The sequence below is a fragment of the Aeromonas sp. S8(2024) genome (assembly GCF_041403085.1).
Taxonomy (GTDB): domain Bacteria; phylum Pseudomonadota; class Gammaproteobacteria; order Enterobacterales; family Aeromonadaceae; genus Aeromonas; species Aeromonas dhakensis.
Genome location: NZ_JBGLRF010000009.1, coordinates 1 through 12,403 on the forward strand (window position 1 = coordinate 1; position 12,403 = coordinate 12,403).

At 61.6% G+C, this 12,403-nt stretch carries 8 protein-coding genes, 1 tRNA gene and 2 rRNA genes; 10 read left to right on the plus strand and 1 reads right to left on the minus strand.

Annotation, left to right across the window (positions count from 1 at the left end; translation table 11 throughout):
• From rrf (ACB031_RS18725) to ACB031_RS18770, 10 genes are all read left to right on the plus strand, one after another.
• Positions 1-103 (plus strand): 5S ribosomal RNA (gene rrf / locus ACB031_RS18725); the annotation flags it as partial.
• A 47-nt stretch (positions 104-150) separates the two neighbouring features.
• Positions 151-226, plus strand: a tRNA-Thr gene (locus ACB031_RS18730).
• Positions 227-248: 22 nt separating this feature from the next.
• Positions 249-363 (plus strand): 5S ribosomal RNA (gene rrf, locus ACB031_RS18735).
• A 154-nt stretch (positions 364-517) separates the two neighbouring features.
• Positions 518-1,483: a transcriptional regulator EbgR gene (gene ebgR, locus ACB031_RS18740; RefSeq protein ID WP_010635499.1), complete on the plus strand. Its 966-nt coding sequence runs from the start codon at positions 518-520 to the stop codon at positions 1,481-1,483.
• Between the two features lie 321 nt (positions 1,484-1,804).
• A complete protein-coding gene (gene ebgA / locus ACB031_RS18745; RefSeq protein ID WP_371140057.1) occupies positions 1,805-4,879 on the plus strand; it encodes a beta-galactosidase subunit alpha in 3,075 nt (1,024 codons plus the stop codon).
• A complete protein-coding gene (locus ACB031_RS18750; protein ID WP_371140058.1) occupies positions 4,876-5,331 on the plus strand; it encodes a beta-galactosidase subunit beta in 456 nt (151 codons plus the stop codon). Before ebgA ends, ACB031_RS18750 begins: the two co-directional genes overlap by 4 nt.
• A gap of 101 nt (positions 5,332-5,432) precedes the next feature.
• Complete coding sequence (locus tag ACB031_RS18755; RefSeq protein WP_324039955.1) at positions 5,433-6,878, plus strand: amino acid permease; 1,446 nt, start codon at positions 5,433-5,435, stop codon at positions 6,876-6,878.
• Positions 6,879-6,954: 76 nt separating this feature from the next.
• Positions 6,955-7,293, plus strand: a complete 339-nt coding sequence (locus ACB031_RS18760) for a tRNA-binding protein (RefSeq protein ID WP_058056268.1) — start codon at positions 6,955-6,957, stop codon at positions 7,291-7,293.
• Positions 7,294-7,459: 166 nt separating this feature from the next.
• Positions 7,460-8,899 carry an amino acid permease gene (locus ACB031_RS18765; protein ID WP_371140059.1) on the plus strand — a complete coding sequence of 480 codons (1,440 nt, stop codon included), beginning with the start codon at positions 7,460-7,462 and terminating at the stop codon, positions 8,897-8,899.
• Between the two features lie 211 nt (positions 8,900-9,110).
• The gene (locus ACB031_RS18770; protein WP_371140060.1) at positions 9,111-10,082 is read left to right on the plus strand and encodes a bile acid:sodium symporter family protein; all 972 of its coding nucleotides are present in this window, start codon (positions 9,111-9,113) and stop codon (positions 10,080-10,082) included.
• 57 nt (positions 10,083-10,139) lie between these two features.
• Here the strand turns inward: ACB031_RS18770 and ovoA are convergent, their stop codons facing one another.
• Complete coding sequence (gene ovoA, locus ACB031_RS18775) at positions 10,140-12,290, minus strand: 5-histidylcysteine sulfoxide synthase (RefSeq protein WP_017778651.1); 2,151 nt, start codon at positions 12,288-12,290, stop codon at positions 10,140-10,142.
• Between the last annotated feature and the right edge of the window lie 113 nt (positions 12,291-12,403).

Genomic DNA, 12,403 nt, shown 5'->3' on the forward strand with positions numbered 1-12,403 from the left:
AGCGCAGTGGAACCACCTGACCCCATGCCGAACTCAGAAGTGAAACGCTGTAGCGCCGATGGTAGTGTGGCATTCGCCATGCGAGAGTAGGACACTGCCAGGCACCCAATTTTAGATTACGCGGTGAGCGTGGTCTTTACCGGTTAGTGTGCTGATATGGCTCAGTCGGTAGAGCGCATCCTTGGTAAGGATGAGGTCCCCAGTTCGATTCTGGGTATCAGCACCATTTTCAAGTAGTACAGCTTTTGCCTGACGGCAATAGCGCCGTGGAACCACCTGATCCCATGCCGAACTCAGAAGTGAAACGCGGTAGCGTCGATGGTAGTGTGGCATTCGCCATGCGAGAGTAGAACACTGTCAGGCACCCATTTAGAAGAGGCCTCCCATTCGGGAGGCCTTTTTGCATTGGAAATTTGCCGTTCTGATGGGTTTCTTTTAGTAAAAATGCTGGGATGTCAGCACGTTGCCCGTTACTCTTGGTCTGGTGTTGTCGCGCGTCATTGCCAGAGGAGTATGCATGGCCACGTTGAAGGAAATTGCACAGGAGGCGGGGGTATCCCAGGCTACCGTGTCGCGGGTGCTCAATGAAGATCCGACGCTGAGCGTCAAGGAAGAGACCAAGCAGAAGATCTTCGAGATCGCCGAGCGGCTGGAGTACAAGACCAGTGGTGCCCGCAAGGGGGTTCACAAGAGCAAGCTGCACTTCCTGGCGGTCTATGCCTACCCGCAGAGCACCGAGGTCAACGATCCCTACTATCTGGCCATCCGCTACGGCATCGAGACCCAGTGTGCCCGCCTCAACATCGAACTGACCCACTTCTACAACGGTGCCGAGGGGCGTGAGCTCTCTGCCGTCGACGGTATCCTGGTCATCGGCCATCTGCCCGCAGAGCGTCTTGCCGCGCTTCACTCCCTCTCTGCCCAGCTGGTGTTCGTGGATTGCCGCTCTCAAGGTGACTTTGACTCGATTGACGTGGATCTGGCGCTGATCAGCCAGCAGGTCGTGGATTTCTTCATGGCCCAGGGGCACCAGCGCATCGGCTATATCGGCGGTCAGGATGATGGCCCGGATCTGCGCGAACTGGCCTTCCTCGACTACGGTCAACGGCTGGGTGTGGTGCAGGAGAGCGACCTCTATCGCGGGGATTTCTCCAGCGCTTCCGGCTACACGTTGGCCAAAGAGATGCTGGCCGGGAATTGGCCCAAGGCACTGTTTGTGGCCTCCGACTCCATCGCCATCGGCGTGCTGCGTGCCATCCACGAGAAGGGACTGGCGATTCCCCAGCAGATCGAGCTGATCAGCGTCAACGATATCCCGACCGCCAAGTTCACCTTCCCGCCACTCTCCACGGTGCGGATCCACTCCGAGTTGATGGGCTCCCAGGGGGTCAATCTGCTGGTTGAACGGCTGCGTGACGAGCGGGATATCCCGTTGCGGGTGCTGGTACCGAGCAAGCTGACCCTGCGCGGCACCACACGATAATTTTAGTAAAACACCCCTGTTTTTAGTCGCGCCATCTTGCGGTGGCGCAACACCTCTCCCAAGCAAATCTCTTTCCCATCTCTTCCAAGAAACTAATATCATATTGTTTTATAGTTAATTTAATTACATCATGGCCTGCTGTTATCAACATCCATGCCACTCATCCATATCTTGCCCTCCTTTATCTCCCGCTTCTGATCTCGCTCACAAAACCATCTGTTCATTGTGATCAGGTTAAAACTTTACCAATTCAAAGCTGATATTTAGTAAATGTTTATCTAGAGTTTACCCAGTTAACGTTGCCTTGTTCCGGGAGGACATGTGAATAACTGGGAAAACGTCCAATTCGTTGGTGAAAACAGGCTGGCCCCGCGCGCCTACTTCTTCTCTTATGCCGACCACGGGCTGGCGGCCACCATGCAGCGCGAGCTGAGCCGCCGTTTTCTGAGCCTGAGCGGCCAGTGGCAGTTCCACTACTTCGACCACCCCCTGCAGGTGCCGGAGGCCTTCTATCACAGCCCCATGGACGAGTGGGGCCAGATCACCGTGCCCAACATGTGGCAGATGGAAGGGCATGGTCAGCTGCAGTACACCGACGAGGGTTTTCCCTTCCCCATCGATGTGCCCTTCGTGCCGACCAACAACCCCACCGGCGCCTATCAGCGCAGCTTCACGCTGAGCCCGGCCTGGGACGGCGAGCAGGTGATCATCAAGTTTGACGGGGTGGAGACCTACTTCGAGGTCTATGTAAACGGCCACTACGTCGGCTTCAGCAAGGGGAGCCGCCTCACCGCCGAATTCGACATCAGCGCCTATGCCAAAACCGGCGAGAACCTGCTCTCGGTGCGGGTGATGCAGTGGGCGGACTCCACTTACATCGAAGATCAGGACATGTGGTGGATGGCGGGTATCTTCCGCGACGTCTACCTGGTGGGCAAACCGGCGGTCCATGTGCAGGACTTCTTCATTCAGACCGCGCTGGCTGACGACAACCAGAGCGCCACCCTGAGCTGTGATATCCAGCTCGAAAACCTGGGCGAGTCGGCCAAGGATCACCGTCTGGTCTGGTCGCTGCTGGATCAGGGCAGCGAGATCGCCAGCGGCTCGCTCGACCATCTCGCCATCGACGGCAAGCTCGACTGCCGCTTCACGCTGGATCTGGCCAACCCCCATCTGTGGAGCGCCGAAGACCCTTACCTCTATCAGCTGCAACTCTCCCTCTACAACGCTCAGGGCGAGCTGCTGGAGGTGATCCCGCAGCGGGTCGGGGTGCGTGAAATCACCGTCAAGGATGGCCTCTTCCATGTCAACGGCCACTACCTCAAGCTGCACGGGGTGAACCGCCACGACAACGACCACCTCAAGAGCCGCGCGGTCGGCATGGACCGTGTTGAACGCGATATCGTGCTGATGAAGCAGCACAACCTCAACTCGGTGCGCACCGCCCACTACCCGAATGACCCGCGCTTCTACGAGCTGTGCGACCAGTACGGTCTGTTCGTGATGGCGGAGACCGACGTGGAGACCCACGGCTTTGCCAACGTCGGCGATCTCAGCCGCATCACCGACGACCCCTTCTGGGAGCCGGTGTTCGTGGATCGCATCGAGCGCCACGTGCACGCCCAGAAGAACCACCCCTCCATCATCATCTGGTCGCTCGGCAACGAGTCCGGCTACGGCTGCAATATCAGAGCCATGTACCAGCGCTGCAAGGCGATCGACCCGACCCGGCTGGTGCACTACGAAGAGGATCGCGATGCCGAGGTGGTGGATGTGGTGAGCACCATGTACTCGCGCGTCTCCCAGATGAACTGCTTCGGCGAGTTCCCTATGACCAAGCCGCGCATCCTCTGTGAATACGCCCACGCCATGGGCAACGGCCCGGGTGGCCTCAGCGAATACCAGCAGGTGTTTGACCGTCATCCCCACATTCAGGGTCACTACATCTGGGAGTGGTGCGATCACGGCATCCTAGATCAGGACGAGCAGGGGCGCCCGGTCTACAAGTACGGCGGCGACTACGGCGACTACCCCAACAACTACAACTTCTGCATGGATGGCCTCATCTACCCGGATCAGACCCCGGGGCCGGGCCTGCGCGAATACAAGCAGGTGATCTGCCCGGTCAAGGTGCGGGCGCTGGATCTGGCGAGCGGCAAGCTTGAGCTGGAAAACCGCTACTGGTTCTCCACTCTCGACGACATCCGTCTGCTGGTCGAGGTGAAGGCCGAGGGCGAGCTGCTGGCCAGCCAGCAGATCCGGTTGGAAGGGGTGGCCCCCGGTGCCACCACAGATCTGCAACTCGAACTGCCCGCTCTCGATGGGCGGGAAACCTTCGTCCAACTGCGGGTCATCAAGGCCAGTGCGACCCGCTACAGCGCGGCGGAACACGAGCTGGGCCAGTACCAGTTCCAGCTGAAGGCATCGACTCGTCAGCTGCGACCTTTTGCCAACCCCAACGCGACCCCGTTGCACATTGCCGATGAGCGCCTCGCGCTGACCTTGAGCGGCAGCGGCTTTGCCCTGCGCTTCTCGCGCCTCGACGGCAAGCTGGTGAGCTGGCAGCAGGATGGCAATGAGCTTATCGAGCGCTCGCCCCGCCTCACCTTCTTCAAGCCGATGATCGACAACCACAAGCAGGAGTACGAGAGCCTGTGGCACCCGAACCACCTGCAGATCATGCAGGAGCACTTCCGTACCTTGAGCTGGCGTCAGCTGGGCGAGGCGGTCGAGGTGACGGTCGAGAGCCTGATCGCCCCGCCGGTGTTCGACTTCGGTATGCGTTGCCGCTACGTCTACACCCTGAGTCCGAACGGTCAGCTGCATGTGGCGCTCTGTGGCCAACCCTATGGCGGTTATGACGACATCATTCCCAAGATCGGCTTCGAGCTGGGTATTCGTCAGGATCTCGATCGGGTGCACTACCTTGGCATGGGGCCGGGTGAGAACTATCAGGACAGCCGCCAGAGCAACTGGATCGACAGCTTCAACAGCACGGTGGGCGAGATGTGGGAGCATTACCCCTTCCCGCAGGACAACGGCAACCGTCAGCAGGTGCGCTGGGCGACCCTGACCAACCGTCACGGCGCCGGTCTCTACGTGCGGCCCGATGCCCCCATCAACCTGAGCGTCTGGCCCTACAGCTGGGAGCATATCCACGCGGCGCAGCACATCAACGAGCTGGAGCCCTGCGGTTATCTCACCCTCAATCTGGATCACAAGGTGCTGGGGCTGGGTTCCAACTCCTGGGGCTCCGAGGTGCTGGACTCCTGGCGGGTGCGCTTCGAGCCGTTCAGCTTCGGCCTGACCCTGCTGCCCATCGCCCGTGGCAACCTCAATCCGGCTGCGCTGGCCGGGCTCGATCTCACCATCAACGGCGGGAGGAACCTCGCATGATCACCCTGGACAACCTGACCCTGTTCAAAAATATCTACCGGGAGGGCAAGAAGTGGGGCCGCTGCGTGGAGGCCATCAACAACCTGCCGAACCTCAAGCCCGGCATCTGCCACTCCATCGGTGACTCCCTCACCTACCGCTTGCAGGAGGGGGCCAGCCCGGCCACCTCACTGTTCGAGGGGCAGCGCCGCTACTTCGACGTCCACTACTACCTGGAAGGGGCAGAGACGGTGGAGTGGGCTGCCAAGTCGGAGCTGCGGGTCGAACAGGCTTACGACGACACCACTGATCGCGAGTGGCTGGCTGGGGAGGTGCGTGAGCGCCAGCAGGTGGGCAACGGTCAGGTGGTGATCTTCGAGAACGACGAGGCTTACCGATTCGTCGGCGACAGCCCGGTGCGCAAGCTGATCATCAAGGTCACCGTCGAAGGCGGCTACTTCAAAAACAAATAACAAGCCGCTGGTTCTGCACTGACAAAGCCGGAAGGGCGGGGCTCACCCTACAAATCATGCCCCGCCTTTTCGCGAGATAACTACGGGTCTGGAGATGCACCATGTCTGATTCCAAACGCAATACGATCGGCAAGTTTGGTCTGCTGTCGCTTACCTTCGCGGCGGTATTCAGCTTCAACAACGTCATCAACAACAACATCGAGATCGGTCTGGCCTCGGCCCCGATGTTCTTTCTGGCCACCATTTTTTACTTCATTCCGTTTTGCCTGATCATTGCGGAATTTGTGTCGCTGAACAAAAACTCCGAGGCGGGGGTGTATGCCTGGGTGAAGAGCTCCCTCGGCGGTCGCTGGGCCTTTATCTCCGCCTACACCTACTGGTTCGTGAACCTGTTCTTCTTTACCTCCTTGCTGCCGCGGGTCATCGCCTACGCCTCCTATGCCTTCCTCGGTTACGAGTACATTCTCACCCCGGTAGCGACCACGGCCTTGAGCATGGTGCTGTTCGCCTTTGCCACCTACGTCTCTACCAACGGCGCCAAGATGCTCGGCCCCATCACCTCGGTGACCTCGTCCCTGATGCTGCTGCTGACCCTATCCTACATCCTGCTGGCAGGTGCGGCTCTGGTGGGCGGCGTGCAGCCGGCAGACCCCATCACGGTAGAGGCCATGATCCCCGATTTCAGCTGGGCCTTCTTGGGTATCACCACCTGGATCTTTATGGCGGCTGGTGGCGCCGAGTCGGTGGCGGTCTACGTCAATGACGTAAAAGGCGGCTCCAAGTCCTTCGTGAAGGTGATCATCGTCGCCGGGATCTTTATCGGGGTGCTCTACTCCATCGCCTCGCTGTTGATCAACGTGTTCGTACCGAGTGGTACCCTGAAATATACCGGCGGCTCGGTACAGGTGTTCGAGGGGCTGGCGGCCTACTTCGGCCTACCGGAGATCCTGATGAACCGCTTCGTGGGGCTGGTCTCCTTCACCGCCATGTTCGGCTCCCTGCTGATGTGGACCGCGACCCCGGTGAAGATCTTCTTCTCCGAGATCCCGGCCGGCATCTTCGGCAAGAAGACGGTCGAGCTCAACGAGAACGGCGTGCCCGCCCGCGCAGCCTGGATCCAGTACCTCATCGTGCTGCCGCTGATGGTGATCCCGACCCTGGGCTCCAACACCGCACAGGATCTGATGAACACCGTCATCAACATGACCGCTGCCGCTTCCATGCTGCCGCCGCTGTTCATCATGCTGGCCTACCTCAATCTGCGGCTGAAGCTCGACCACCTGCCGCGGGAGTTCAAGATGGGCTCGCGCACTACCGGCATCGCCGTGGTGTCGGTGCTGATCGCCATCTTCACGGTGGGCTTCCTGGCCTCCACCTTCCCGACCGGCGCCGACATCATGACCATCATCTTCTACAACGTCGGCGGCATCGTCATCTTCCTGGGCTTCGCCTGGTGGAAATACAACAGATATGAGGCCTCCCTGAGTGCCGAGGCGCGTGAGCAAGAGGCCAGGCCGACGGCCCAGGTCTCCATGCCGGCGTCATGAGCGCCGTCCTTACCCCAGATCAGATCGGGTGGCAGTTGGCCACCCGCAAACCGTTGAACCAGAGAAGGAGAAGAGCATGAGCGAGACGATCGAGTTTGCCGAATTCAAGCGGGTCGAGATGAAGGTGGGCAAGGTGCTGGAGGTGGTGCGCCACCCCGGTGCCGACAAACTCTACATCGTCCAGATCGACGTGGGTGGCGAGCGGCCACTGCAGACCGTCACCAGTCTGGTGCCTTACTACAGCGAAGAGGAACTGATGAGCAGCGAGGTGGTGGTGCTGACCAACCTCAAGCCGACCAGGATGCGCGGCGAGCGTTCCGAGTGCATGTTGCTCTGCGCCGAGACCCCGGACGAGAGTCAGAGCGTGCTGCTGCAGCCGCGGGTGCCGATGGCGCCGGGCACCCCGATCGTCTGACTGAGATTGCGAGCCGGTGCGGGAGACTGCACCGGTTCACCAAGGAGGCCGTCCACGCGGCCCGATCATAACAAGAGAGTAAAGGGCGGGGCCGACAGACCCTTGCCGAACACATCACAGAGTCACTGCGTTACCCGCAGGGAGCGCGAGTCCACTGGAGGACACCATGTCTGAATCCGTACGCGGCACCATAGGCAAGTTTGCCCTGTTGTCGATGACCTTTGCCGCCGTGTTCAACGTGCGCAACATCGTCAACAACAACATCGAGCTGGGGCTCAGTTCCGCTCCCATCTTCCTGCTGGCGACCCTCGTCTACTTCATCCCGTTCGTCTTCATCATCGCCGAGTTCGTCTCGGCCAACAAAAACTCCGAGTCGGGGATGTACGACTGGCTTAAAAAACCGCTCGGCACCCGGATGGCCTATCTGGGTTCGTTTCTCTACTGGTTCGTGAACCTGTTCTGGTTCGTCTCATTGCTGCCCAACGTCATCGCCTACGCCTCCTACGCCATGCTGGGCTATGAGTACAGTTTCTCGCCCATGGTCACCTCGATCATCTCCATCGTGCTGTTTGCGGCGGCGACCCACATCTCCACCAAGGGGGCGAGCTGGCTCGGCAAGATTGCCGAGATCGTGGCCTACGGCGTGTTTGCCCTGTTCGCCATCTATGTGCTGGGCGCCCTGATGGCTTTGAGTGGCGATCATGTACCGGCCCAGCCCATCACCCTGGAGGCGATGACTCCCACCGTCAACTGGGCGACGCTCGGCATCATGTGCTGGATCTTCCAGGCGGCGGGCGGTGCCGAGACGGCGGCGGCCTACCTCAATGACGTGAAGGGCGGCCAGAAATCCTTCATCAAGGTGATCATCAGTGCCGGCATCGTCATCGGTGCCATGTATGCGGTCGGTTCCCTGCTGGTGAACGTGTTCGTGCCGCGCGAGAGTCTCACCTATGCCGGCGGCATGGTGGAGATCTTCACCGGCATGGCCCAATACTTCGGGCTCTCCGAGGCGCTGGTGGGCCGATTTGTCGGCGTGGTGCTGTTCATCGCCATGTTCGGCTCCATGATGATGTGGACCTCGGCGCCGGTGAAGATCCACTTCTCCGAGATCCCGCAGGGGGTTTACGGCGAGAAGACCACCCAGCTCAACGAGCACGGCGTGCCGGTGCGCGCCGCCTGGTGGCAGTTTGCCTTCGTGTTCGTGATGCTGGTGGTCAACGGGTTCGGCTCCGAGTCGGTGCAGCAGATGATGAACACCGCCATCAACCTCACCGCCGGTACCGCCATGCTGCCGCCGATCTTCATCATGGTGGCCTACTTTGTGTTCCGCTGGAAACATGACGACACCCCGCGCGAGTTCCGCATGGGGTCGCGCAAATTCGGGATGGGGGTGGTGTCGGTGCTGATCGCCATCTTCGTGGTGAGCATGAGCGCCTCCGCCTTCCCAGCCGGGGTGGATCTGGTGCGCGCCTTCTTCATCAACGTCTTCATGACCGCGGTCTTCTCGGCGCTGGCCTACTGGTGGATCTCCCGCTTCGAGAAGCGTCAGGCCCGCAGGCTGGCCAGGGGGGCGAACGACAGCGGCACGCTGGCCAAGCAGAGCTGAAGCACAAGGCTGGCCGGCTCCGGTGGCCAGCCGGGTTTGCTTAATTTCCGGCAGATAAAGAGGGGTCGCTCAACTTTGCGCCTCCCGCTTATCGGGGTAAGCTGGGGATCCGTTTCAACAGGAGCTGTGCCACAGCTCCTGTTGTGTTTCCTGTCGTCCCCGATCACCGGCCCCGCGCGGGGACGGGATCTGCTTTCACCGGAGACCGCTCGTGCGTCTGGATCCCTTTACCTCTGTACTGATTGTGGTGGTCGCGCTGGCCTCCTTCTTCCCCTGCGAGGGGCAGGTGGCCGTCTGGTTCGGTCTGCTGACCAAGCTGGCGGTGGCGCTGCTGTTCTTCATGCATGGCGCCAAGCTGTCGCGCCAGAACCTGCTGGCGGGCCTCGGCCACTGGCGGCTCCATCTGGTGGTGATGCTCAGTACCTTCGTGCTGTTTCCGCTGCTGGGGCTGCTGCTCACGCCACTGGTGCCCCACTGGCTGAGCCCGGCCATCTACCTCGGTTTCTTGTATCTGTGCGCCCTGCCCGCCACCGTGCAGTCGGCCATCGCCTTCACCTCCATGGCGGGCGGCAATGTGTCGGCGGCGGTGTGCAGCGCCTCGGCCTCCAGCATCCTCGGCATCTTCCTCTCGCCGGTGCTGGTGGGGTTGATGATCAATGTACAGGGGGAGGGGGTCGACACCTGGCACTCCATTCAGGCCATCATGGTGCAGCTGATGCTGCCGTTCGTGGTGGGCCATCTGTCGCGCCCGCTCATCGGTCGCTGGGTCGATAGCCACCGGCCGCTCATCGGCAAGCTGGATCAGAGCTCCATTCTGCTGGTGGTCTATGTGGCCTTCAGCGAGGCGGTGGTGCAGGGGATCTGGCATCAGGTAGGCTGGTACGATCTGGCCAGTATCGTGCTGCTGAGCTGCGTGCTGCTGGCACTGGTGCTGGGCTGGAACGTCTGGATCAGCCGCCGCCTCGGCTTCAACAGGGCGGACGAGATCACCATCGTCTTCTGCGGCTCCAAGAAGAGCCTGGCCAACGGGGTGCCCATGGCCAACGTCATGTTCCCGGCTGCCAGCGTCGGGGTCATGGTGCTGCCGCTGATGATCTTCCACCAGATCCAGCTGATGGTGTGCGCCGTGCTGGCCCGCCGCTACCACGAGCAGGAGGCGGTGCCTCAGGTGCAGCAGGGGTAAGCCATCGGGATAAAAAAGAGGGAGGCCATGGGCCTCCCTCTTTCGTTTGTCGCCTCGTCAGCGCTTGCGCCAGACGGTGAGCTGGGCCACCGTGTGCTGGTACTTGCGGGCGGTCTCGCGGATGACGAAGGGGACGTCCCGCGGGGGCATGTGCTCCTCGAACTCCGCCGCCAGCAGCCGTTGCAGCGCCTGATAGGTGCCGAGGGCCTCGCCGTTCTCGCGCACACCGCCGAGCCAGTTGGCTTTGGGGGTGTAGTCGGTTAGCCAGGTGTAGGGGCTGGTGAGCACCAGCAGGCCTCCGCTGCGCAGTCTGGGAGCAATGTCCCGCAGGAAGCGGGCGGGTTCCCGCAGCCGGTCGATCAGGTTGGAGGCGAGCACCAGGTCGTAGTCGCCGTACTTGGGCTTGAGGTTGCAGGCATCCCCCTGGCTGAAGTGGACGCGATCGGCCTGCTCACGGCCGAGCTCATGGCGGGAGAGCCGCGCCTCGCAATACTCCACCAGCTCCCCTTCCACCGGCACCGCATAGCGGAAGCTGTCCTGTCTTGCCAGGGTCAGGGCCACGTCGATGAAGCGGGCCGAGTAGTCCACTCCATCCACGTGGGCGAAGCGGCGAGCCAGTTCGAAGCTGGCGCGACCGGTGGCGCAGCCGATGTCGAGCGCCCGCTCATGGCGGCCGCAGAGCTCGCTGGCAAGACCGGCCAGAGCCTGGGCGTAGTTGGCGACCCCGAAGTGGCTTGGGCCGTACTGGAAGTCGAGGTACTGAGCGACGAGCGTGTCGGTTTCATAAGGATTCACGATGACGGGCTCCTGATGGCGTGAGACCAGGTAGCGGAAGCCCGCGTGCTGGAAGAAGTGGCGACGGAAGGCGTAGCGGGAGGACTTGAGCGCCTCGTTGCCGGTACTGATCCAGCTGCCCCCCTTGATGAGGGTGTGCTTGCCATCGAAGGTGGGGGTGGAGAAGTCGTCGTAGAGGGGATGCACCTTGAACCCCTCGAAGCCGTCGATGGCGGTGCTGGTCCACTGCCAGACGTTGCCCACCAGATCGAAGAAGCTGCCCTGCGGGCAGGCATCCACCGGACAAGACGACGCGAAGCGGGCCAGGTTGATGTTGCCGGGCGCCTCGATCCAGTCTGGCTGGTCACCAGCCAGCTGTTCGCGCAGCAGCATCCACTCCGCCTCGCTTGGCAACTGGACGGGCAGACCGGTCTGGGCCGCCTGCCAGCGACAGAAGGCGGCGGCCTCCAGCTGGTTCACCTCCGCCGGCCAGTCCCAGGGCATAGGGACCTGCTCGGTCATCAGCCGCAGTTGCAGTTGCTCGGGTTCGAGGGGGTCGCCGACCCAGAAGGTGGGCATGCGCGCCCCGGCATACTGGCGCCAGCCCCAGCCTTCATCATCCCACCAGGCGCGGGTCTCGTAGCCGCCCGCCTGCACGAAGTCGAAAAATTCTGCGTTGCTCACCAGCATGCGGCTGGCCTGGAAGGGGGCCAGTTCGATGTGGCGCTCGCCGTATTCGTTGTCCCAGCCGTAGGTGGCGTCCTGTTTGCCGAGCCGCACCCGGCCGCCGGCCACCGGCAGCAGGCTGTTGGCGGGTACCTCGTCACGGCGATGGCGCGCCTCGGGGCAGACCGGCCACTGGGGTTGGCTGCGCACCCAGGCCAGCGGCAGCTGGCGGATCAGTACGCTGGAGGTCTCGAGGTGGATGCGCTCGTGCTCTATCCCCATCAAGATGACCCAGGCCGGGCTCTGCCAGTCGATGGGCAGGGTCAGCGGCATCCGCTCGATGAAATCACACACCAGGGCGCGCACCCGGCCACGATAGTCGCGCAGCTCGCTGACGGAGGGCCAGTCGTAGTGGGTCTCGTCCAGATCGTCCCAGCTCATCTCGTCCACCCCGATGGCGACCATGGCCTCGATGCGGGCGTCGAGTCGCCCCTCGATGAGGCGGGCCGCCAGCAGCTTGTTGATGAAGAAGGCGGCGGTATGGCCGTAGTAGAAGATGAGCGGGTGGCGCAGGGGGATCGCCTTGTCAAACCAGGCGCGCTCGTCGGCCAGGCAGTCGAACAGCGAGTCGTAGAGATCGAAGGTCTGGCAGAAGTAGGCGAGCAGCTCGCGGCGTTTTTGTTCGGGATCGCTGCCGGTCAGCAGCGGGGTTCGGGTAGGTTCCGGCAGGCCGGTGGCGGTGGAATAGAGAAGAGTGGCTTGGGTCACGCTCTGACTCCTTGTTGGCAGTGAAGACTGACAAGACAGTGGTAATGGCATTACCGCAATGGAGAGCTTTGTACGCACAAAGTATCACTATTGGCTCAACAGACCGGTTCGGC